Consider the following 22,439-nt stretch of genomic DNA (forward strand, 5'->3'; position numbering starts at 1 on the left):
GGGCGGCGCACAGGCACCGCCCCGAGGCATTACGATGAATTATGTCGAGGCGGCCAATGCGCCGCTGCGCAAGACCGGTCACATCAAGCTCTATGGACCCGAAGGGTTCGAGGGCATGCGCCGCGCCGGCGCCCTCACCGCCCAAGCGCTCGATGCCGTGGCCGAGCTGGTGGCGCCGGGCGTGACCACGGCCGCGATCGACAAGCTGATCTTCGAGTTCGCCCTCGACCACGGCGCCTTTCCCGCGACGCTCATGTACCGCGGCTATCGCTACTCGGTCTGCACCTCGGTGAACCATGTGGTGTGCCACGGCATGCCCAACGCCCGCCCGCTGCGCGACGGCGACATCGTGAACGTGGACGTGACGCTGGTGCTCGACGGCTGGTACGGCGATTCGAGCCGCATGTACCCCGTGGGCGCCGTTCCGCGCCGGGCCGAGCGGCTGCTCGACGTGACCTATGAGGCGATGATGCGCGGCATTCGCGCCATCCGGCCGGGTGGCCACGTGGGCGATATCGGCGCTGCGATCCAGGATTTCGTCGAGCCGCAGCACATGAGCGTGGTGCGCGACTTCTGCGGCCACGGCGTGGGGCAGGTGTTCCACGACGAGCCCAACATCGTGCATGTGGGCCGCCGCGGCGAGGGCCCGAAGCTGATGCCCGGCATGATCTTCACCGTGGAACCCATGATCAACCTCGGCCGACCCCATGTGAAGGTGCTGTCGGACGGCTGGACCGCGGTGACCCGCGACCGCTCCCTCTCGGCCCAGTTCGAGCACGCGGTGGGCGTGACGGAGACCGGCGTCGAGATCTTCACCCTGAGCCCCAAGGGCTATCACAAGCCGCCTTACGTCACCGCCTGAGGGAGCCGGATGGCCGAAGCGCCGGAAGACGGCCTGAACGAGGCGCCCCATTTCCATGGGCACCGCGACCGTCTACGCACCCGCTTCCGCGAGGCGGGCCCGCAAGCCCTCGCCGACTATGAACTGCTGGAGCTGGTACTGTTCCGCGCCGTGCCGCGGCGGGACGTGAAGCCGCTCGCCAAGGCGCTGGTGGACCGCTTCGGCTCCTTCGCCGAGGTGGTGGCTGCCCCAGTGCCGCTGCTGGCCGAGATCCCCGGCGTGAAGGACGCCATCATCACCGAGCTCAAGATCGTCGAGGCCGCCGCCCAGCGACTCGCCAAGGGGCAGGTGAAGCGGCGGCCGGCGCTGTCTTCCTGGAGCGCGGTGATCGACTATTGCCGAACCGCCATGGCCTATGCCGAGCGCGAGCAGGTGCGGGTGCTGTTCCTCGACAAGCGCAACCAGCTGATCGCCGACGAGGTGCTGCAGACCGGCACGGTCGACCATGCCCCGGTCTACCCCCGCGAGGTGGTGAAGCGGGCGCTGGAGGTCTCGGCCTCCGCCCTCATCCTGTGCCACAACCACCCCTCGGGCGACCCGACGCCGTCCCGCGCCGACATCGACATGACGCGGCGGATCATCGAGGTGGCCAAGCCCCTCGGCATCGAGGTGCACGACCACATCATCGTCGGCAAGGACGGACACGCCAGCCTCAAGGGCCTGCGGCTGATCTGAGCGGCGGCCTCAGTGGCCGGGAAAGGCCACCAGCGTGCGCACGGCGACGCCCATGGCACGCAGCTTGTCGGCGCCGCCGAGGTCCGGCAGATCGACGATGAAGCAGGCGGCCTCCACCACGGCGCCGCAGGTCTGGAGCAGCTTCACCGCGCCGGTGGCGGTACCGCCGGTGGCGACCAGATCGTCCACCAGAAGCACCCGCTGGCCGGGGGTGATGGCGTCCACATGCATCTCGATCTCGTCCTCGCCATACTCGAGGGCGTAAGCCATTCGCACGGTCTGGTGGGGCAGCTTGCCCTTCTTTCGGATGGGCACGAAGCCGGCGGAGAGCTGGTGCGCCACCGCGCCGCCGAGAATGAAGCCGCGCGCCTCGATGCCCGCCACCTTGTCGATCTTCGCCCCGGCCCAGGGCTGCACCAGTTCGTCCACCGCCCGTCGGAAGGCCCGGGCGTCGCCGAGCAGCGTGGTGATGTCGCGGAACAGAATGCCGGGCTTGGGATAGTCCGCGATGGTGCGGATCGAGGCGGCGAAATCGTCGGGCGTCATGGCGGGCTCCGGCAGAGGACGTGGCTTCAATAGGGCTGGACCGGTCCCGAGGAAAGCGCGTTGATGCGGCTGCGGCGGGCAGGCGTCCGGACGCGACGGGAGGCAGCGATGACCGACGGCAGCGACAGAAGTCCCATCTTCCCCGCCTTGCGCTATCGCGACGGGCAGGCCGCCATCTCCTTCCTGGAGCAGGCATTCGGCCTCACCCGGCGGGCCGTTCATACGGGGGCGGAGGGCGACATTGCCCATGCGGAGCTTTCGTTCGGAACCGGCATGGTCATGCTCGGCTCGGGTGTGCCCGACCCGTCCAACCCGTGGAGCACCACGCCGGTGGGCCTCTATGTGCGGGTCGCCGACGTGGACGCCCATTACGCCCGGGCGGTGGCCGCGGGCGCCGAGATCGTCCGCCCGCCGGCGGACACCTCCTATGGGGCTCGGGAATATTCCGCCCGCGACAGCGAGGGCCATCTGTGGAGCTTCGGCACCTACGATCCCTGGGCGCAGGGCTGAGGCGAACGGCCTGGGGCCGGGCCACCGGACAGCGGCCGGCACCAACGAAAAAGGGCCCCGCGCGGGGCCCTTCCGATCGCATCGGCGCGGGCGCCCAGTGCGCCGCACTCAATGCGAGACGTGCGACCACACCTTCTTCTTGGTGAAGTAGAGCAGGCCGGCGAAGATGATGAGGAAGATCATCACCTGGAAGCCGATGCGCTTGCGCGCCTCGAGATGCGGCTCCGCCACCCACATGAGGAAGGCGGACACGTCCTGCGCATACTGGTCCACGGTCTGCGGCGCGCCGTCGGAATATTCCACCTGGCCGTCGCTGAGCGGCTTCGGCATGGCGATCTGGTGGCCGGGGAAATAGGTGTTGTAGTGCAGGCCCGGCTGAACATGGGCGTCGGCCGGCGCATCCACGTAGCCGGTCAGCAGCGCGTGGATATAGTCCACGCCGTGCTCCTGGTACTGGATGAAGGCGTCTGTGATGAAGCCGGGGAAGCCCACGTGGTAGGAGCGGGCCTTGGCGATCACCGACAGGTCGGGCGGCAGGGCGCCGCCGTTCGCCGCGCGGGCGGCGTTGGCATTGGGGAACGGCGCCGGCCAGTGGTCCGACAGGCGGCCGGGACGCTGGAACATGTCGCCGGCGTCATTGGGGCCGTCGGTGATCTGGTACTCGCTCGCCACCTGCTTGGCCTGGGCCTCGGAGAATCCCGGGCCGCCTTCCTGCGCGAGGTTGCGGAAGTAGAGGTAGTCCGCCGCGTGGCACGCCGCGCACACTTCCTTGAACACCTTGAACCCGCGCTGGAGCTGGCCCTGGTCGTAGAGGCCGAAGGGACCGGCGAAGGACCAGGACATGCGTTCCGGCCGCGGCTGGGCGTGGGCATCCTCGGCCCGGGCGCCCGCGGCGCCCGACACGAGCACCAGCGCCGCCGCGACGGCACCGAAGAGACTGCTACGGATGGTCATTGCTGTTCTCTCCGCGCCGGTCACTTGGTCTCGGGGCCAGCCGCCCCGGCGACCACCACCGCTCCGCCCTTGGTCTTGGCCAGCACCGCATCCGCGATGGAGGCCGGCAGGGGCTTGGGGCGCTCGAACAGGCCGAGCAGCGGCAGGATGATGAGGAAGTGGATGAAGTAATAGGCCGTCAGGATGCGCGAGGCGATGACGTAGCCGCCCTCGGCCGGCTGCGAGCCCAGATAGCCGAGGCCCACCGCCACCACCACGAACACCCAGAAGAACTGGCGGAACAGGGGGCGATACTTGGCCGAGCGCACCTTGGAGGTGTCGAGCCAGGGCAGGAAGGCCAGCACCACGATGGCGCCGAACATGGCCACCACGCCGCCGAGCTTGTCCGGGATGGAGCGCAGGATGGCGTAGAACGGCAGGTAGTACCATTCAGGCACGATGTGCGCGGGGGTGGAGAGCGGGTTGGCCGGAATGTAGTTGTCCGAATGGCCGAGATAGTTCGGGATGTAGAAGATGAACCAGGAGAAGAAGATCAGGAACACCACCATCGCGAACGCGTCCTTGAGGGTCGCGTAGGGGGTGAAGGGCACCGAGTCCTTCTGGATGTTCTTGATGTCGATGCCGTCAGGATTGTTCTGCCCCACGTGGTGCAGCGCCCAGATGTGCAGGATGACCACGCCGAAGATCATGAACGGCAGCAGATAGTGCAGGGAGAAGAAGCGGTTGAGGGTCGGGTCGCCGACCGAGTAGCCGCCCCACAGCCACTGCACGATGGTCTCGCCGACCCACGGGATGGCCGAGAACAGGTTGGTGATGACGGTGGCGCCCCAGAACGACATCTGGCCCCAGGGCAGAACGTAACCCATGAAGCCGGTGGCCATCATCAGCAGGTAGATGATGACGCCGAGGATCCACAGCACCTCGCGGGGCGCCTTGTAGGAGCCGTAGTACATGCCGCGGAAGATGTGGATGTAGACCGCGATGAAGAACATCGAGGCGCCGTTGGCGTGGATGTAGCGGATGAGCCAGCCGTAGCTCACGTCGCGCATGATGTGCTCGACGCGGGCGAAGGCGACCGGGCCGTAGGCCACGTAATGCATGGCCAGCACCACGCCGGAGACGATCTGGCAGACCAGCATGAAGGTCAGGATCGCACCGAAGGTCCACATGTAGTTCAGATTCTTCGGCACCGGATAGGCGATGGCCGAGGAATGGATCAGCCCGACGATCGGCAAGCGGCTTTCGAACCACTGCGCGACCTTCCCCTTGGGCTGGTAGGTGGAATGTCCTTCCATGGGTCCAACCTTTTTGAAAGCGGCGACGAAGCGCGCGTCAGCCGATCACGATCTTGGTGTCGGTGGTGAAAGCGTAGGGCGGGAGCGCGAGGTTCAGCGGGGCGGGTCCCTGGCGGATACGGCCCGAGGTGTCATAGACCGAGCCGTGGCAGGGGCAGAACCATCCGTTGTACTGGCCCTGGTGGCCCAGCGGCACGCAGCCGAGGTGGGTGCAGATGCCGATCACCACCAGCCACTGGTCCTTGCCCGCCTTGACGCGGTCCTGGTCGGGCTGGGGATCGGGAAGGGCGGAGAGCGGCACGTCCTGCGCCGACTTGATCTCCGCCGGGGTGCGGTGGGAGATGAAGATCGGCTTGCCGCGCCACTGCACGGTGACGATCTGGCCCTCGGCGATGGGGGAGAGGTCCACCTCGGTGGTGGAGAGCGCGAGCACGGAGGCGTCGGGCTGCATCTGGGAAACGAACGGCCAGACCATCGCGGCCGCCCCGACGGCGCCCACGGCGCCCGTCGCGATATAGAGGAAGTCCCGACGCGTCGTCGTGTCCGACGTCTCCGTATGTGCCACGGCGCAGTCCCCGATCTGTTGTCTTCGCGGCGCGAACCGGGCGGTGCTTCCTGACAAAGCACCCGGCACACGCGTGTGCGGCGGCCGCGTGGACCCGCGAGCCGCCACTTTCAAGCGCCTCTAATTGCACCCCCGCCTCATCTTGTCCAGATCGTGGCGATGCGGCACGCGGTCCTGCTCCGCGTCCCTTCCCCGCTGCCGCTCAGGCGCCTCTGCGACCGGACCGTGACGCAAAATCGGGCGCCGGCGGTCGGTCGGCCAACGGTACAGTTTAAGATTGCCTGTCTCGCCGGGGCTTGACTACGCTGCGCGGCGCGCGGATGCGCGCTCATGACGAACGGGTGGGGGGAAGCATGACGACACGGCCCATCGAAGCCAGCACGCGCGTCAGGGCGCGCGCCCGCGCCAGGCTCGCCACCGCGGCGCTCGCCACCGCGAGACTTGGCACCGCGACACTTGCCTCCGCGACACTCGTCACCGCGGCGCTGGCGCCGGCCGCCCGGGCCCAGACGCTCCCCGTCACGGTGGTCAACGACACCGGCATCAAGGGCCCGATGTACATCACGGTCCTCGGGCGCAAGCCGTCGGACACTAGCGTCCATATCTACAGCGACGCCAACGGCAACGTTAAGCCGTTCACGGTCAACCCGACGCCCACCAACTACGGCTTTTCCACCAGCGCGCAGACCTACACCTTCCATATCCCGCAGATGAGCTCGGCGCGGATCTACGTGTCCTTCTGCGCACCGGCCTGGACCACGGCGAGCAAGACCGGCGACGTGCCGCCGCAGATCGCGCCGAACACTCCGGCCCCGTGGGTGCCCACCGACAAGAACTTCCAGACCGTGCTGGACTTCGCCGAGTTCGACTGGGTCCCCGCCGGCACCGGCTCGTCCATGGACATCGACACCACCCAGGTGGACAGCCTGAGCATTCCCATGACGCTCTCGCTGAGCGGCAAGCCCGGCGGCAAGGCGACGACCCTGGTCTCCGGCTTCAAGAACAAGGCGACCAGCGTCCTGGTCGTGCCGGGCCTGGCGACGAAGCCGTGGAACAACCTCGTCGTCTACGACGCCAAGAAGCGGCCCATCCGAATCATCGCGCCCGAACACGCGATGGCCCTCGCTCCATCGCAGGCCAATTATTTTCCCAACAACCAGCTCGACAGCTATATCGACAAGGTGTTCACAACCTTCGCGAAGCCGGGAAAGACCTTCAGCATCAAGGCAGACGACGGCACGCTCTATACCGGCAAGGTGCAGAACGGCCAGATGGTGCTGACGCCTAACACCTCGAACCCGCCCAATCTCTTCAACAAGCCGAGCACGCTCTACGTCTGGCAAAATGGCGCGCCGCCTGCGGGCGGACCGGCCGCTGCGGTCCCCGGCCTGCAGAAATACATCCAGGCGGCGTTCCTGCGCTCCACCTTCCTCAACACGACGACGAGCTCGCTCTCCACCTGCCAGGGCGTCGTCCCCTATGCGCTGCCGCCCCAGAACCTCTATTCCAGCACCATCCACGCCCTCTCCATCAACCAGGGCGCCTACACGTTTCCCTATGACGACGTGTGCGCCCGCAGCAGCAACATCTCCCTGACCGACCCCACCTCGGTCACCTTGACCCTCCTGCCCCTGAGCGCCAGCATGGCGACCATGAGTTGCAAGTGACCCGCGGCGTATGAAAGGGAGCGCGGCCTGCATCGCCATGGGTTTGCACGTCGCGCTCTATTGCCCCGACATCGCGCAGAACGCCGGCACCATCCTGCGCACCGGCGCCTGCCTCGGCGCTGAGGTCCACATCATCGAGCCGGCGGGCTTCCCGGTGGGCGACGCCGGCTTCCGCCGCGCCGGCATGGACTATATCGACCAGGTGCGCTGGCACCGCCACGCCTCCTTCTTGGCCTTCGACGCCGTCCGGCGGGACGCGGGGCAACGCCTTGTGCTGATGACGACCCGGGGCAGCACGCCGCTCTTCGACTTCCGCTTCCAGCCGGACGACATGCTGCTGTTCGGCCGGGAATCGGCGGGCGTGCCGGCGGAGGTGCATGCCGCCGCCGATGCGAGGATCGCCATACCCATGCGGCGAGGCGTGCGCTCGCTGAACGTGGCGGTCAGTGCCGGCATCGCCCTTGCCGAGGCCTTGCGGCAAACCGGCGGCCTTCCTGGCTGAGCCTTCTCCTCGCCGCCTGCTGGGGCTAGAACGCTCTGCCAAGAGCCGCCAGCGGAGCGCATCATGTCCGAGCCCCTCCAAGCGGACCGTCCCGACGACGCGGTCCTCGACGCCCGCCGCGCGACGGCCCGAGCCTGGTTCGAGGACCTGCAGGGCCGCATCATCGCCGCCTTCGAGGCGCTCGAGGACGAGGCCGATCCGGCGCTCTACGATGGCGCTGCCGGCCGGTTTGCGCGCACGCCCTGGACGCGCACCGACCACACCGGCGCGCCGGGCGGTGGCGGCACCATGGCACTCATGCGCGGACGGTTGTTCGAGAAGGTGGGCGTGCACACCTCCACCGTCTTCGGCGAGTTCGCTCCTGAGTTCCGCAACCAGATCCCCGGCGCCGCCGAGGACCCGCGCTTCTGGGCCTCGGGCATCTCGCTCATCGCCCATATGACCAATCCGCATGTGCCAGCGGTGCACATGAACACGCGCTTCGTGGTCACCACCAAGGCGTGGTTCGGCGGCGGGGCAGACCTCACCCCCGTGCTCGAACGGCGGCGGACGCAGGAGGATGCCGACACCCTCGCCTTCCACCGCGCCTTTCAATCCGCCTGCGCCGCCCACAAGGTCGCCGACTACGAGCGCTACAAGGCGTGGTGCGACGAGTATTTCTTTCTGAAACACCGCGGCGAGATGCGCGGCATCGGCGGCATCTTCTACGATTATCTCGACAGCGCCTGCGCCGGCACCGGCCGCTGGGAGGATGATCTCGCCTTCACCCGCGAGGTGGGCCTCGCCTTCCTCGATGTCTATCCCGGTCTCGTGCGCGCCAACATGGCGACACCCTGGAGCGAGGCGGACCGCGAGGAGCAGCTCATCCGGCGTGGCCGCTACGTGGAGTTCAACCTGCTCTACGACCGCGGCACCATCTTCGGGCTGAAGACCGGGGGCAATGTGGACTCCATCCTCTCCTCCATGCCACCGGTGGTGAAGTGGCCGTGATCCGCCCGTCATGATCGCTGGCTAAGGCTGGTCCCGCGGCGGCGCGCAACGCCGAACACGGAGACACAGCCATGGCGCTCGCGCCCGGAGACATCGTTCAGCTCAAGTCCGGCAGCCCCGCCCTCACCGTCGTCACCGCCTCGGAGACCGAGATCTCGGTGGTGTGGTACGCCGAGGACGTGAGCGAGTTCCGTAAGGACACCCTCCCCTCGGTGGCGGTGGAAAAGCTCGACGTCGCCGATTTCGACGAGGAAGACGAGGACGAGGAAGAAGACGAGGACTGAGCGCCTCCCGCTCCCGTTACGCTCTGCTCAGGCCGGGCCGCCCGCGGCGGTGGCCCGCGCCATCGCCTCCCGCAGGAGGCCGTCGATGACGGTCTCGTCCAGCGGAAAATCCGCCGCGATCCAGGCCGTCTCCGCGAGCGCCAGCGCCGCCCCGAGCTGGCGCCCGGCAGGCAGGCCGAGTTGCATCAGGTCCGCCGCCGCGAACGGCGGCCGCGGCGCGCTCCACGCCGCTGCGACGCGCCCGACGGCTTCAAGCGGCTCATTCTCCGCTCCCGCCCGCCCGCGCGCCAAAGCGAGCAGCGCCGCGTCGCACGCTGCATCCGCGCCCTGCCGGTAGATCAAGGCCCGCGCCGCGCGGTCGTCGGCGGGATCCGCGAGGGGGAGCGCCATGGACGCCAGGCGGCGCCCTTCGGCATTGGAGAGGCGCAGCTTGTCCCGCAGCCGCTCGGCATCGTCGGCCACCCGCACGGCAAGCGCCGCGAGCCGGCGGATGGGGTCCGGCGGTGCCGGCCACCCCTTGGCGCGCCACTCGCCTTCCAGCGTTTCCAGCCGGCGGAAGACCCGCACGTCGGCAAGGCCGGCAAGCAAGGGCTGGATGAGGCCGGCGTCGCTCATGACTGAGAGCGTCGCGGCGGCGCCGGGCGCCATGAGCAGCTTGAGGAGTTCGGCGCGCACCCGCTCCCGCGACAGGCTCAGAAGCCCCGCGCGCAGCCCGACCACCGCCGAGAAGGCCGCCTCGTCCACGGCGCCCGCACCATAGGCGGCGTGGAAGCGGAACAGCCGCAGGATGCGCAGATAGTCCTCGCGGATGCGGGCCTCGGCGTCGCCGATGAAGCGCACCCGGCGCGCCGCGAGGTCGGCGAGGCCGCCCACGAGGTCCACCACCGTGCCGTCGGCGGTGGCATAGAGAGCGTTGAGGGTGAAATCGCGCCGTTCGGCATCGTGCGCCCAGCTGCGGCCGAATCGCACCACGGCGCGGCGCCCGTCGGTCTCCATGTCCTCGCGCAGGGTGGTGACCTCGAAGCCGTGGTGGGCGGCGACCACCGTCACCGTGCCATGCGCGATGCCCGTGGGCACCGCCTTCAGGCCGGCGGCGCGCACCCGCTCCACCACCACCTCGGGCAGGGCGGTGGTGGCGATATCGACGTCGGTGACGGGAAGGCCCAGCAGCGTGTTGCGGACCGCGCCGCCCACCACCCGCGCCTCCTCGCCCTGCGCGTTGAGGGCGGCCAACACCGCCCCGAGGCCGGGTGTCGACCAGAAGGCCGCGTCGGCCACGGAGGCCGGCGCACTCATTCGAAATGCCCGGGCACGAACACCCCGTCCTTGGTCTGCGCCGGCACGTAATGGCTGCCGGGCGGCGCCACGCGGCCGTGCTCGAACACGAACAGGCCGAGCACCACCAGCACCACCGCGGAGGCAGCGACGAGCGCGAGGGCGCGGGGCGACCAGTGGGCCGGCACTACCGAGCCCTTGGTGGCGAGAAGCAGGGCGCCGTAGAGCACAAACGGCGTGAGGAACAGCGCCAGCTCGATGAGGATGCTGCGCGCCATCAGGCATAGACCCGGTCGTAGAGATTGCGCAGCATGCCGGCGGTGGCGCCCCAGATGTTCCGGCCCTCGTAGGGCATCACATAGTAATGGCGCAGGGTGCCCTTCCACTCGCGCGATTGGCGCTCGTGATTGCGCGGGCTCATGAGGAAGCCGAGCGGCACCTCGAAGGCCTCGTCCACCTCGGCGGGATTGAGCCTTAGGTCATAGCCCGGCTCCACTAGCCCCACCACCGGGACGATCCAGAAGCCGGTGCCGGAGAGATAGCCGTCGAGATAGCCGAGCGGGCGCACGAAGCGCGCCTCCAGCCCCACTTCCTCCTGTGCCTCGCGAAGCGCGGCGGCCAGTTCGTCCCTGTCGCCGGGATCGACCCGCCCGCCGGGAAATGCCACCTGCCCTGCGTGCTGGGACAGATGGGCCGAGCGCAGGGTGAGGAGGATGGTGGGATCGGGCCGCGCCACCACGGGCACCAGAACGGCGGCGTGGCGGGGGGGCACGTCGGGAATGAGCGCCTCCTTCTCCGGCTGGAGCGCATGATCGCCGTTGAGGGAGAGATAGGTCGCCGGCGAATAGAAGGGCGGAGGCGCCGGCAGCAGACGCGTTTGGGCGCGGGTGAGGAAATCGGCAAGGCCGTCGGCGCGGGCGTCTGACGTCCCGGCGCCCTCGGTCGAATGGGTCATTGGGCGAACCCCGTCATCGCAAACGTCCCGTCATTCCGCCATCCCCAGATCGGCCGCCGGCAGGATGGGGAAGAAGAGCCCCCCGGACGCGACCCCGAACATGGGGACGCCGCCCTCCTCCCGCACCTCCCCCATCTCCATGAGATCAAGATGGACGGGCCGGGAGAGCCGCGCCTCCAGTCCCCGGCGCACATGCACATAGGGCACCACCTCCCCCGGCTCGGCGCCAGCGGCGAAGCGCAGGCCATGGTCAGGCCCGCAGCGGACGAGGTCATCCAGATTGGTTCGAAACACCAGGGTGCGGCCCTCGGCCGCATCCTCCACCGCCATGTCGACCGCGAGGAAGGGGGCGTCCTCCACCTTGATGCCCACCTTCTCCACCGGCGTCTTCAGCACGAAGCGCTCGCCCTCCCGCGCGAGTACCGACGCGAACAGGCGCACCAGCGCCGGCCGGCCGATGGGCGTGCCCATATAGAGCCAGCTGCCGTCGGCGCGGATAAGAATGTCCATCTCGCCGCAATCCGGCGGGTTCCAGCGTTCGACCGGGGCGGGACCGCGGCCGCCGGCGGCCCGGGCCGCCTCCAGCAGGGCATCAAGCCGCCCGGCCGCTGAGGAATCGGCCTGGATCGGGGAGGCAGCGGGCTCGGGCGCGTCGGGGGCGGAGGCCGGCATTTCATCTCCTTCGGCACGCGCGGCGCCGGCATCGGGGCGCTCGCGATGACGTGAGTGGGCCGTCCGGGACGGGGCTCGACGGGGCTCGATCTTATCGTAAGCTCTGTGTCCGGGTGGCGCGACGTTTGCCAGAGTTCGCGTCGACGGCCGGCGTCGCAGGTCGTCGGACAGCGTGTGCTCTCGCCTGAAGTCGAGGGACGGATCGGCCGCACCCCGCCCGCCGGGATCGGAGCATCCGCCACTGGCGAAAACCGGGAGCATGAACCGGAGCGTGCAGTCGGGGCTTCATGTTGCCGCTTTTCGCGGCAAGCCTGTCTCGAGAGCGCGCAGCGTAAACGCCCGTGGCCCGGGCGCGTGGCGTAGAAGGAGACGTTGAGATGTCGGCTGCCGGCGAGACCTTCGACCTCGACCAGATGATCATCCGCAATGCCGAAGCCGCCGCCGCCCATGTGAAGGCCGCGCGAACCGCCATCTCTGCCGTCATCTTCGGCCAGGAGACGGTGGTGGAGCGGGCGCTCATCACCATCCTCGCCGGCGGCCACGCGCTGCTGGTGGGTGTGCCCGGCCTCGCCAAGACCAAGCTCGTGGACACCATGGGCACCGTGCTCGGGCTCGACGCCCGCCGCGTGCAGTTCACGCCGGACCTGATGCCCTCCGATATCCTCGGCGCCGAGGTGCTGGAGGAGACCGCCGGCGGCCGCCGCGCCTTCCGCTTCATCAAGGGCCCGATCTTCGCCCAGCTTCTGATGGCGGACGAGATCAACCGCGCCTCGCCGCGCACCCAGTCAGCGCTGCTGCAGGCCATGCAGGAATATCACGTTACCGTCGCCGGCGAGCGGCACGACCTGCCCAAGCCCTTCCACGTGCTCGCGACCCAGAATCCGCTGGAGCAGGAAGGCACCTATCCCCTCCCCGAGGCGCAGCTCGACCGCTTCCTCATGGAGATCGACGTGGATTATCCCGACCGCGACGCGGAGCGGAAGATCCTGTTCGAGACCACCTCCGCCGAGGAGCAGAAGCCCCGCGCCGCCATGGCCGTGGACGACCTTGTCTCGGCCCAGCGCCTGGTGCGCCGCCTGCCGGTGGGCGATTCGGTGGTGGAGGCGATCCTCACCCTCGTGCGCTCGGCCCGTCCCGGCGCCGAAGGGCCTGAACAGCGCTACATCGCCTGGGGTCCCGGCCCGCGCGCCAGCCAGGCGCTCATGCTGGCGGTGCGCGCCCGCGCCCTGCTGGACGGCCGGTACGCCCCCTCCCTCGACGACGTGGTCGCCCTCGCCGAGCCGGTGCTGAAGCACCGCATGGCGCTGACCTTCGCCGCCCGCGCCGAGGGCGAGAGCGTCACCCACATCATCCGCCGCCTCACCGAGCGGCTCGGTTGAGCGCCGGACGGGCGGCCGCCATGGCCACGACCCCGGCCGACGACGCGCACCGGTCCGTCGAGACCGCAGCCCTCGCTGCCGCGGGCCTGGCCGCGGCCATGCCGCGCCTCGTGCTGGAGGCCCGCCGCATCGCCATGAGCGTGCAGCACGGCCTGCACGGGCGCCGCCGCTCCGGTTCGGGCGAGAATTTCTGGCAGTACCGCCGCTTCGTCGACGGCGAGCCGGCCAACCGCGTGGACTGGCGCCGCTCCGCCCGCGACGACCATCTGTATGTGCGCGAGCGCGAGTGGGAGGCGAGCCACACCGTGTGGATCTGGCCGGACCTGTCCGCCTCAATGGATTTCGCCTCCCGCGGCCAGGCCCCCAAGCGCGAGCGTGCCCTCGTCATTGCCTTCGCCCTGGCGGAGTTGCTGGTGAAGGGGGGCGAGCGCGTGGGCATTCCCGAGCTGATGCGCCCCTCCGCCAATCGCCGCATCGTCGAGCGCATGGCCGAGGCCGTGGTGCTGGCGCCGCGCCTGCCCGACAGCCTGCCCCCGGCCTTCGCGCCCTCCCCCCTCTCGGAGATCGTTTTGCTGGGCGATTTCTGGAGCCCGGCGGAGGAGGTGGCGGCGCGCCTGCATGCGCTGGCTGCCTCCGGCGCGCACGGCCATGTGGTGCAGGTCGTCGACCCGGCCGAGGAGACCTTTCCGTTTTCCGGCCGCATCGAGTTCCACGAGCCCGAGGGTAATACCCGCCTCACCGTGGGCCGCGCAGAGAGCTGGCGCACCGATTATGAACTGAAGCTGGTGGAGCACCGCGCCCGCATCCGCCTCGCCGCCGAACAGCTGGGCTGGAGCTTCGCCGTGCACCGCACCGACCGGCCGGCCAGCGAGCTGCTGCTCGCCATCCATGCGCGCATGGGCGCGGGCGGGGCGGCCTCCACCGTGCCCAAGGGCGGCGGCCATGCCTTCGTCGCGGGAGGGCCCGCCTGATGTTCGGCCTTCCCCTCGCCTTTTCCGCCCCGCTGCTGCTCACCGCCTTCCTCGCCCTGCCGCTGCTGTGGTTCCTGCTGCGGGTGGTGCCGCCGAAGCCGCGCGAGGTGTCGTTTCCCCCGCTCCGCCTGCTGCTGGGCATCGCGCCCAAGGAGGAGAGCGCGGCGCGCACGCCCTGGTGGCTCACCGCCTTGCGCCTGCTGCTGGCCGCCCTGGTGATCCTCGCTGCCGCCGGCCCCATCTGGAATCCGCCGGCCGCCGCGCCGGCCGGGTCCGGCCCGCTCGTTCTCGTTATCGACCAGGGCTGGCCCGCCGCCGCGAGCTGGGAGGGCCGCCGCGGCGCCGCCGCCGCCCTAATCGACGAAGCGGAGACCGACGGGCGCGGCGTCGCCCTCATCCCCACCGGCGACGTGCCGCGCGAGGCGACCCTCTCCACCCCCGCCGCCGCGCGCGACCGCCTGCGCTCCCTGGAGCCGGTGCCCTTCGCTCCGGCACGGCGGGACGCGCTGGCGCTCGCCCAGAAGCTGCGCGCCGCCGAGCCCAATGCCGGCGTGGTCTTCGTCAGCGACGGCGTCGATCTCGGCGCCGATCCGGACCTCGCCCGCGCCTTCACCGACCTCGGCGCCGGCGCGAACCTGCTGGTTGTGGGCGGCGGAGTCGCCCGTCCGCTCGCTTTGGCGGCGGCGGAAAATGCCGCCGACGCCCTGAGCGTGAAGGTGCTGCGCCCTGAAGGCGGGCCGCCCCGCGCCGGCACGGTCACCGCCCGCGACATGCGCGGGCTGGTGCTCGGCGAGGCGCCGTTCACCCTGCCCGAGGGGGTGAGCGAGACCGACGCGCGCTTCGACTTGCCGGTGGAGCTGCGCAACGAGGTGGCGCGGCTGGAGATCGCCGGCGAGCGCTCGGCCGGCGCCGTTCAATTGCTGGACAAGCGCTGGCGGCGGCGGTCCGTCGGCGTGGTCTCCGGCACATCCACCGATACCGGCCAGCCCCTCCTGGCGCCGACCTATTATCTCTCCCGTGCCCTCGGCCCCTTCGCCGACCTGCGCGTGGCGGAGACCGGATCCGCCACCGACAACATCAACCGCTTCCTTGACCAGCGCCTGCCGGTCCTGGTTCTGACCGACGTCGGCACCATCCCGCCCGCCACCCGCAACCGCCTCTCGCGCTTCGTCGAGGATGGCGGCGTGCTCATCCGCTTCGCCGGGCCGCGCCTCGCCAACGCACAGGACGACCTGCTGCCGGTGAAGCTGCGGCGCGGCGGGCGCGTTCTGGGCGGCTCCCTCTCGTGGGAGACGCCGCAGAAACTGGGCGCGCTGACGCCGGAAGGCCCGTTCCGCGACATCCGCCCGGCCGACGACGTGACGGTGACGCGCCAGGTGCTGGCCGAGCCGGACGGCGCGCTGGGCGACCGCACCTGGGCGACGCTGGCAGACGGCACGCCCCTCGTCACCGGCATGCGCCGCGGCAAGGGCGCGCTGGTGCTGTTCCATGTAACCGGCGACACCTCCTGGTCGAATCTGCCGCTCTCGGGCACCTTCGTGGAGATGCTGCGCCACCTCGTCGCTTTGTCCGATGCGCCGCCCCCGCCGGAGTCCGCGCCCGCCGATGCGGTGGTGCAGGCCTCCGCCCGGCCTGATGTGGCGGCCTTGCCGCCGGCCCGCGTGCTCGATGGCTTCGGCGCCTTCCGCCCCGCCGGTCCCACCGCCCGTGCGCTTCCCGCCGATTATCGCGGCCGCTCCAGCGCCGACCATCCGCCCGGCTTCTACGGACCGCCGGACGGTCTGGTCGCGGTCAACACCCTGCTCCCCGCCGACCGGCCGAAGGCGCTCGACCTCATGAGCCTCGGCGGACGGGTGGAGCCGTTGCAGGAGAGCGCGCCGCGCGACCTGAGGGGCACCATCCTCCTCGCCGCCATGGGCATGCTGCTGCTGGACGCGCTTGCGGTGCTGTTCCTCGCCGGTGGCCTTGCCCGCATGCGCGGCGGCGAGGGCCGCAAGGGACCGGTGCGCACGCCCCGCGCCCGGCGGGGCGCGGCAGCGGTGCTGCTGGCCGCCATCGCCCTCGGCGGCGCCGTCGGCCTCCTGCCGCCCGGCCCGGCCTGGGCCGACGACAGCTTCGCGCTGAAGGCCACCATCCAGACGCGGTTTGCCTATGTGGTGACCGGCGACAGCGAGGTGGACGACATTTCCCGCGCCGGCCTCGACGGCCTTGCCACCTTCCTGTCCCAGCGCACCGCGCTTCAGGCCGGCGAGGCTATGGGCGTGGACATCGCCAAGGACGAGCTCGCCTTCTTCCCCGTGCTCTACTGGCCGATCCTGGCCGACACCGCGGTGCCGCCCCAGCCGGTGCTGGCGCGTATTGACGCCTACATGAAGCAGGGCGGCACGGTCATCTTCGACACCCGCGACGCCATCGAATCCACCGGCGCCCCCGGCGCGCCCCTGTCGCCGGCCGGCGCGCGGCTGAAGGAGATCCTCTCCCGCCTCGACATTCCCGAGCTGGAACCGGTGCCGCGCGACCACGTGCTCACCAAGGCCTTCTATCTGCTGAAGGACTTCCCCGGCCGCTTCACCGGCGGCACGACCTGGGTGGAGGCGCTGCCGGCCGCCCGCGACGATGCCGACCGCCCGGCCCGCGCCGGCGACGGCGTCTCACCGGTCATCATCACCTCCAACGACCTTGCGGGCGCCTGGGCGGTCTCGCGCAGCGGCGAGCCGATGCTGCCGCTCACCCCGGGCGAGCCGCGCCAGCGGGAGATCGCCTTCCGCGCCGGCGCCAACATGGTGATGTACGTGCTGACCGGGAACTACAAGGCGGACCAGGTGCACGTGCCGGCGCTGCTGGAACGGCTGGGGCAGTGAGGAAGAGCATCACCGGATGAATTACGGCCTCACCTTCTCCCCCTTCGTCGCGCTCCCAATGCTGGCAGTGATCGCCGTGGCGGCGCTGCTGCTGGCGGGCCTGCTGCTCTATTCGCGCACCCGTGGCGCCGTCTTCCGCGCGCTGGCGCTGGCGGTGGGGCTATTGGCCCTCGCCAACCCCTCTTTCACCCGCGAGGAGCGCGAGCCGCTGACCTCGGTGGTGGCGGTGGTGGTGGACAAGAGCGCGAGCCAGACCTTCGGCGAGCGCACCCAGCAGGCCGAGGCCGCCCGCGCGGCGCTGGCGGAGCGGCTCGGCCGGCTCTCCGGCGTCGAGGTGCGCACCATCGAGGCTGATGCCGGCGATGGCGCGGCGGACGGCACCCGCCTGTTCTCCGCCCTTTCCGCCGGGCTTGCGGACGTGCCGCCGGAGCGGGTGGCGGGCGCCATCATGATCACCGACGGCCGGGTGCACGACACGCCGGAGAATCCGCAGGCCCTCGGCTTCTCCGCGCCCGTCCACGCCCTTGTCACCGGCCGCACCGGCGAGCGCGACCGACGGGTGGCGCTGGAGAAGACGCCCCGCTTCGGCATCGTCGGCCAGAAGCAGAGCGTGACCTTCCGCGTCACCGACGAAGGCGCCCCCCAGGGCGCCCGCGTCACCGTCACCATCCGCCGCGACGGCGAGGTCGTCGGCCGCCCGGTGGTGACCGCCGGCCGCAGCGCCAGCGTCGACGTGGACATCACCCACGCCGGACCCAACATCGTCGAGTTCGAGGTGCCCCCGCTCGAGGGCGAGCTGACGCAGGTGAACAACCGCACTGCCATCGCCATCGACGGCGTGCGCGACAAGCTGCGCGTGCTCCTCGTGTCAGGCGAACCCAACGTGGGCGAGCGCACCTGGCGCAACCTGCTGAAGAGCGACGCCAACGTGGACCTCGTCCACTTCACCATCCTGCGCCCGCCGGAGAAGCAGGACGGCACGCCCATCAACGAGCTCTCGCTCATCGCCTTCCCGACCCGCGAGCTGTTCCAGACCAAGATCAAGGATTTCGACCTCATCATCTTCGACCGCTACGCCCAGCAGGGCGTGCTGCCGCAGGTCTATTTCGACAACATCGTGCGCTACGTGCGCGGCGGCGGCGCGGTTCTGGTGGCGGCGGGCACCGACTTCATCGACACCGGCTCGCTCTACAACACGCCGCTGGAGGAAATCCTGCCCGGCATCCCGCGCGGCGAGGCCACCGACGCGCCCTATCACGCCCGCCTCACCGATCCCGGCAAGCGCCACCCGGTCACCCGCGCCCTCCCCGGCTCGGAGAGCGATCCGCCCCACTGGAGCCGCTTCTTCCGCGTGATCGACGCGCAGGCCCGCTCCGGCACCAGCCTCATGTCCGCCCCCGGCGAAAAGCCGGTTCTGCTGGTGGACCGCGTGGGCGAGGGCCGGGTGGCCCTGCTCCTCTCCGACCACATCTGGCTGTGGGCCCGCGGCTACGAGGGCGGCGGCCCGCACATCGACCTGCTGCGCCGCCTCTCCCACTGGCTGATGAAGGAGCCGGACCTGGAGGAGGAGCGCTTGAAGCTCACAGTCTCGGGCCGCGAGCTGGTGGTGGAGCGCCAGACCATGGCGGACGCCGTGCCCCAGGCCACCGTCACCACCCCTTCGGGCGCGCTGCGCACCCTCACCCTCACCCAGGCGGAGCCTGGCCTGTGGCGCGCCTCGACGCCCGCCGACGAACTCGGCCTGTGGCGCGCAGCCAACGGCACTCTGAACGCCCTCGCCAACATCGGGCCGCTGAACCCGAAGGAATTTGCCGAGGTCACCAGCACCCGCGACGTGGTGGCACCCATCGCGGCCGCCACGGGCGGCGGCGTCTGGCGCCTTGCCGATCTCAACGGCACGGTCCCGCGCGTGGTGCAGGTCTCCTCCACCGACCGCCTCGCCGGCGAGGACTGGATGGGGCTGAAGACGCGGGACGTCTCGGTGGTGCGTGGCATCGGCCTGTTCCCGCTGTTCGCGGGCCTGTCGGGCCTCCTGCTCCTGCTCGGCGCCATCACCGCCGCCTGGGTGCGCGAGGGGCGCTGAGGCGCGCGCTTCGCTGCTACTCGCGGACCGCCTGGATCGGAACCCGTTGCACTGACGGCGTCCCTCCGCGCGGGCGCGGCACGAAGCGCGCGCCCCGTAAAGGGAGTGCCGCGCCCCTCTTAAGATCTTGGTTAATGATTTCCTGCGACGCTTCGCGCGGACTTCTCTTTCGCGTGGCCACCATGATTCGCACCGCATTTGTGACGCCGATGCCAACGCAGGCCTTGGCCGTGCCGCCCGCCGATCCCGCCCGCGCCGTGGCCCTCATGTCCGCCGGCGGCTTCCTCACCAGCGGCATCCTCGTGCTGGTGGAGATCCTCGCCGGCCTGCCGACCTTCGCGCTCTGAGGCCGGCTCCTCGGCCTATTGCATCATCGCCGCGCGTTCCTCAGCCTCGCGCTGGCTCTCCGCGCGCTTGGTCATGATGGAGGCGATGATGACCACCACCGTGACGATGGCGATGAGGATGGTGCAGACCGCGTTGATCTCCGGCGTCACGCCGAGGCGGACCTGCGAATAGATGCGCATGGGCAGCGTGGTGGCACCCGGGCCCGTGGTGAAGCTCGCAATCACCAGATCGTCCAGCGACAGGGTGAAGGCGAGCATGAAGCCGGAGACCACCGCCGGCAGGATGAGCGGCAGGGTGATGCGCATGAAGGTCTGGAACGGCGGGCAGCCGAGATCGAGGGCCGCCTCCTCCAGCGTGCGGTCGAAGGTGACGAGGCGCGACTGCACCACCACCGCCACGAAGCACATGGTGAAGGTGATGTGGGCCAGCAGCACGGTCCAGAAGCCCCGGTCGAAATTCACCGCCACGAACAGCAGCAGCAGCGACAGGCCGGTGATGACCTCCGGCATGACGAGCGGCGCGTAGATCATGCCCGAGAACAGCGTGCGGCCGCCGAACCGCCCGTAGCGCGTCAGCGCCAGCGCCGCCATGGTGCCGAGCACGGTGGCGACGAGGGAGGAGAAGAAGGCGATGCGCAGCGTCACCCACGCGGCGTCGATGAGCTGCTCGTTCTCCAGCAGGGACCAGTACCACTGCGTGGAAAAGCCCGCCCACACCGTGACGAGGCGGGAGGCGTTGAACGAATAGATCACCAGCAGCAGGATGGGGATGTAGAGGAAGGCGAAGCCCAGCACGATGGACGTGACGTTGAACCAGGTGAGGCCCTTCTTCATCTGCCCGCCTCCAGCTCGCGCTGCTGGATGTTCTGGTAGATCACGATGGGGATCACCAGCACCAGCAGCAGCAGTACCGCCACCGCGGAGGAGACCGTCCACGACCGGTTCACGGTGAATTCCGTCCAGAGCGACTTGCCGATCATCAGCGTGTCGGAGCCGCCCAGAAGGTCGGGGATCACGAACTCGCCCACCGCAGGGATGAAGCACAGCAGCGCCCCCGCCGCGACGCCCGGCAGCGAGAGCGGGAATGTGATGGTCCAGAACGCCTTGGTGGGCGGGCAGCCGAGATCGGCCGCTGCCTCCAGCAAGGTGAGGTCCAGCTTTTCCAGTGCCGAATAGAGCGGCAGCACCATGAAGGGCAGATAGGAATAGACGATGCCGATATAGACCGCCGTGTCGGTGTTGAGGATCTCCAGCGGCGTGTCGATCACCCCGATCGCCATCAGCGCCTGGTTCAGCAGGCCCTCCGGCGAGAGAATGCCGATCCACGCATAGACGCGGATCAGAAACGAGGTCCAGAACGGCAGGATCACCAGCATCAGCAGCGTCGGCTGGATGGAGCGCGGCGCCCGGGCCATGCCATAGGCGATGGGGTAGCCCACCAGCAGAAGAAGGATGGTGGAGATGGAGGCGATGACCAGGCTCGAGCCGTAGGCCTGTACGAATTCGTTCGAGAAATCCACCACATAGGCGTAGTTGTCAAACGACAGCTGGGACAGGAAGTCCGTGACCCCGGCCAGGCCCTGGGACAGGTCAAGCTGCGGCGCATAGGGCGGCTGGGCCACCACATCCTGCGACAGCGAGATCTTGAAGACGATGAGGAAGGGCGCGAGGAACAGCGCCAGCAGCCACAGATAGGGCACCGCGATGACGAGCCAGCGGCCCCGTCCCTTCTCCCCGGCCATGGGCATCGGCGCCTCCTAGCGGGTCAGAAGGACGCCGGCGTGGGGCGCGAACGTCACCCACACCTTGTCGTCCCAGGAAATGGGCCGCGCCACCACGCGCGACAGATTGGGCTGGGACACCTTGATGCGCTGCCCGCAGGCGAGCTCCACATGGTAGATGGAGAGGTCGCCGAGGTAGCCGATATCCCAGATCTCGCCCTCGAAGCAGTTCTCGTTCGCCTCCGCCGGGGGGTCGAGGGAGATGCGCAGCTTCTCCGGCCGGATGGCGATGCAGGCGCTGCCGCCCGGCTTGGCGTCGCAGCCCTGGGCCACCACCAGCGGAAACGGGGTGATGGGCGAGGTGAGGCGGGTGAAATCCGCATCGCCCTCGGTGACGGTTGCCTCGATGAGGTTCACCTCGCCGATGAAGTCGGCCACGTAGCGCGTCGCCGGCTGCTCGTAGATGCTGGCGGGGGGCGCCACCTGTACCAGCACGCCGTGGTTCATCACGGCGATGCGGTCGGCCACCGTCATGGCCTCTTCCTGGTCGTGGGTCACGATCAGGAAGGTCATGCCGAGGTCCATCTGCAGGTCCATCAGCTCGAACTGGGTCTCCTCGCGCAGCTTCTTGTCGAGGGCGCCCAGCGGTTCGTCCAGCAGCAGCAGCTTGGGGCGCTTGGCAAGGGAGCGGGCAAGGGCGACGCGCTGGCGCTGGCCGCCGGAGAGCTGGTGCGGCTTGCGCTTGGCGAATTTCTCCAGCTTGACGAGCTTGAGCATCTCCTCGACGCGGGCGTCGATCTCACCCTTGGGCATCTTGTCCTGCTTGAGGCCGAAGGCGATGTTGTCGGCCACGTTCATGTGCGGGAACAAGGCGTAGGACTGGAACATCATGTTCACCGGCCGCCGGTAGGGCGGCACGCCGGCGAGATCCTGCCCGGCGAGGACGACGCGGCCCTCGGTGGGCTCCTCGAAGCCGGCGAGCATGCGCATGAGCGTGGTCTTGCCGCAGCCCGAGGGGCCGAGCAAGGCGAAGAACTCCCGCTCGTAGATGTCGAGGCTCACATGGTCGACGGCGGTGAAGTCGCCGAAGCGCTTCACCACGTTCTCGAACCGGATGAGGGGCGTCTTGGTGGGATCGTCCCAGGGGGCGAACGTGCGCCGGACGGCGCCGATGGTTTCCTTGCGCGCCTTCTCCGCTGCCATCATGTCCCCCAGCGTGGCCCTACCGGAATGAGGCTAGCCGTGGAAACGGAAACGCTCAAGCCGCGAGCACGCGCAAAATTGCG

General features: G+C 69.7%; 23 protein-coding genes. 12 read left to right on the plus strand and 11 right to left on the minus strand.

The window, feature by feature from the left end; genetic code table 11:
• Positions 1–34: 34 nt before the first annotated feature.
• Complete coding sequence (gene map / locus ABLE93_RS10645) at positions 35–862, plus strand: type I methionyl aminopeptidase (RefSeq protein WP_348839759.1); 828 nt, start codon at positions 35–37, stop codon at positions 860–862.
• A 9-nt stretch (positions 863–871) separates the two neighbouring features.
• Positions 872–1,576: a RadC family protein gene (gene radC, locus ABLE93_RS10650; RefSeq protein ID WP_348839760.1), complete on the plus strand. Its 705-nt coding sequence runs from the start codon at positions 872–874 to the stop codon at positions 1,574–1,576.
• 9 nt (positions 1,577–1,585) lie between these two features.
• Here the strand turns inward: radC and ABLE93_RS10655 are convergent, their stop codons facing one another.
• Positions 1,586–2,122, minus strand: coding sequence for an adenine phosphoribosyltransferase (locus ABLE93_RS10655; protein WP_348839761.1), 537 nt, complete (start codon positions 2,120–2,122; stop codon positions 1,586–1,588).
• A 108-nt stretch (positions 2,123–2,230) separates the two neighbouring features.
• Between ABLE93_RS10655 and ABLE93_RS10660 the strand changes: the two genes are divergently transcribed.
• A complete protein-coding gene (locus ABLE93_RS10660; protein WP_348839762.1) occupies positions 2,231–2,632 on the plus strand; it encodes a VOC family protein in 402 nt (133 codons plus the stop codon).
• 108 nt (positions 2,633–2,740) lie between these two features.
• Here ABLE93_RS10660 and ABLE93_RS10665 read toward each other — a convergent pair whose 3' ends face one another.
• The 3 genes from ABLE93_RS10665 to petA are packed head-to-tail and all read right to left on the minus strand — an operon-like array spanning position 2,741 to position 5,446.
• Positions 2,741–3,586 carry a cytochrome c1 gene (locus ABLE93_RS10665; protein ID WP_348839763.1) on the minus strand — a complete coding sequence of 282 codons (846 nt, stop codon included), beginning with the start codon at positions 3,584–3,586 and terminating at the stop codon, positions 2,741–2,743.
• A gap of 20 nt (positions 3,587–3,606) precedes the next feature.
• On the minus strand, positions 3,607–4,881 hold the full coding sequence (locus ABLE93_RS10670; protein ID WP_348839764.1) for a cytochrome b: 1,275 nt from the start codon (positions 4,879–4,881) through the stop codon (positions 3,607–3,609).
• A gap of 37 nt (positions 4,882–4,918) precedes the next feature.
• Positions 4,919–5,446, minus strand: a complete 528-nt coding sequence (petA, locus tag ABLE93_RS10675) for a ubiquinol-cytochrome c reductase iron-sulfur subunit (RefSeq protein ID WP_348839765.1) — start codon at positions 5,444–5,446, stop codon at positions 4,919–4,921.
• Positions 5,447–5,799: 353 nt separating this feature from the next.
• Here petA and ABLE93_RS10680 point away from each other — a divergent pair, with 353 nt between their 5' ends.
• The 4 genes from ABLE93_RS10680 (at position 5,800) to ABLE93_RS10695 (ending at position 8,889) form a co-directional block, all read left to right on the plus strand.
• On the plus strand, positions 5,800–7,113 hold the full coding sequence (locus ABLE93_RS10680; protein ID WP_348839766.1) for a beta-1,3-glucanase family protein: 1,314 nt from the start codon (positions 5,800–5,802) through the stop codon (positions 7,111–7,113).
• Between the two features lie 37 nt (positions 7,114–7,150).
• Entirely contained in the window at positions 7,151–7,615 is a 465-nt protein-coding gene (locus ABLE93_RS10685) for a tRNA (cytidine(34)-2'-O)-methyltransferase (RefSeq protein WP_348839767.1), read from the plus strand.
• Between the two features lie 63 nt (positions 7,616–7,678).
• Positions 7,679–8,605, plus strand: a complete 927-nt coding sequence (hemF, locus tag ABLE93_RS10690; protein ID WP_348839768.1) for an oxygen-dependent coproporphyrinogen oxidase — start codon at positions 7,679–7,681, stop codon at positions 8,603–8,605.
• Between the two features lie 71 nt (positions 8,606–8,676).
• Complete coding sequence (locus ABLE93_RS10695; protein WP_348839769.1) at positions 8,677–8,889, plus strand: DUF2158 domain-containing protein; 213 nt, start codon at positions 8,677–8,679, stop codon at positions 8,887–8,889.
• Positions 8,890–8,916: 27 nt separating this feature from the next.
• Here ABLE93_RS10695 and ABLE93_RS10700 read toward each other — a convergent pair whose 3' ends face one another.
• From ABLE93_RS10700 to ABLE93_RS10715, 4 genes are read right to left on the minus strand one after another with little or no spacing between them, the layout of a single operon-like run.
• Positions 8,917–10,185 carry a CCA tRNA nucleotidyltransferase gene (locus ABLE93_RS10700; protein WP_348839770.1) on the minus strand — a complete coding sequence of 423 codons (1,269 nt, stop codon included), beginning with the start codon at positions 10,183–10,185 and terminating at the stop codon, positions 8,917–8,919.
• Positions 10,182–10,442, minus strand: a complete 261-nt coding sequence (locus tag ABLE93_RS10705; protein ID WP_348839771.1) for a DUF6111 family protein — start codon at positions 10,440–10,442, stop codon at positions 10,182–10,184. Before ABLE93_RS10705 ends, ABLE93_RS10700 begins: the two co-directional genes overlap by 4 nt.
• Entirely contained in the window at positions 10,442–11,119 is a 678-nt protein-coding gene (locus ABLE93_RS10710) for a CoA pyrophosphatase (RefSeq protein WP_348839772.1), read from the minus strand. Before ABLE93_RS10710 ends, ABLE93_RS10705 begins: the two co-directional genes overlap by 1 nt.
• A gap of 30 nt (positions 11,120–11,149) precedes the next feature.
• Entirely contained in the window at positions 11,150–11,791 is a 642-nt protein-coding gene (locus tag ABLE93_RS10715) for a DUF1285 domain-containing protein (RefSeq protein WP_348839773.1), read from the minus strand.
• Between the two features lie 377 nt (positions 11,792–12,168).
• On the opposite strand from ABLE93_RS10715, the gene ABLE93_RS10720 reads away from it, so the two are divergent.
• From ABLE93_RS10720 to ABLE93_RS10740, 5 genes are all read left to right on the plus strand, one after another.
• Complete coding sequence (locus ABLE93_RS10720) at positions 12,169–13,170, plus strand: AAA family ATPase (RefSeq protein ID WP_348839774.1); 1,002 nt, start codon at positions 12,169–12,171, stop codon at positions 13,168–13,170.
• A gap of 20 nt (positions 13,171–13,190) precedes the next feature.
• The gene (locus tag ABLE93_RS10725) at positions 13,191–14,141 is read left to right on the plus strand and encodes a DUF58 domain-containing protein (RefSeq protein ID WP_348839775.1); all 951 of its coding nucleotides are present in this window, start codon (positions 13,191–13,193) and stop codon (positions 14,139–14,141) included.
• The gene (locus ABLE93_RS10730; RefSeq protein ID WP_348839776.1) at positions 14,141–17,002 is read left to right on the plus strand and encodes a DUF4159 domain-containing protein; all 2,862 of its coding nucleotides are present in this window, start codon (positions 14,141–14,143) and stop codon (positions 17,000–17,002) included. Before ABLE93_RS10725 ends, ABLE93_RS10730 begins: the two co-directional genes overlap by 1 nt.
• 16 nt (positions 17,003–17,018) lie before the next feature.
• On the plus strand, positions 17,019–19,085 hold the full coding sequence (locus ABLE93_RS10735; protein WP_348839777.1) for a hypothetical protein: 2,067 nt from the start codon (positions 17,019–17,021) through the stop codon (positions 19,083–19,085).
• 173 nt (positions 19,086–19,258) lie between these two features.
• On the plus strand, positions 19,259–19,432 hold the full coding sequence (locus ABLE93_RS10740; RefSeq protein WP_348839778.1) for a hypothetical protein: 174 nt from the start codon (positions 19,259–19,261) through the stop codon (positions 19,430–19,432).
• Between the two features lie 15 nt (positions 19,433–19,447).
• Here ABLE93_RS10740 and ABLE93_RS10745 read toward each other — a convergent pair whose 3' ends face one another.
• From ABLE93_RS10745 to ABLE93_RS10755, 3 genes are read right to left on the minus strand one after another with little or no spacing between them, the layout of a single operon-like run.
• Positions 19,448–20,266 (minus strand): ABC transporter permease, encoded by an 819-nt coding sequence (locus ABLE93_RS10745; protein ID WP_348839779.1) that lies wholly within the window; start codon positions 20,264–20,266, stop codon positions 19,448–19,450.
• A complete protein-coding gene (locus tag ABLE93_RS10750; RefSeq protein ID WP_348839780.1) occupies positions 20,263–21,180 on the minus strand; it encodes an ABC transporter permease in 918 nt (305 codons plus the stop codon). Before ABLE93_RS10750 ends, ABLE93_RS10745 begins: the two co-directional genes overlap by 4 nt.
• 9 nt (positions 21,181–21,189) lie before the next feature.
• Positions 21,190–22,356, minus strand: a complete 1,167-nt coding sequence (locus tag ABLE93_RS10755; RefSeq protein WP_348839781.1) for an ABC transporter ATP-binding protein — start codon at positions 22,354–22,356, stop codon at positions 21,190–21,192.
• Positions 22,357–22,439 lie beyond the last annotated feature (83 nt).

This window comes from Xanthobacter pollutisoli, assembly GCF_040044995.1.
Classification (GTDB): domain Bacteria; phylum Pseudomonadota; class Alphaproteobacteria; order Rhizobiales; family Xanthobacteraceae; genus Xanthobacter.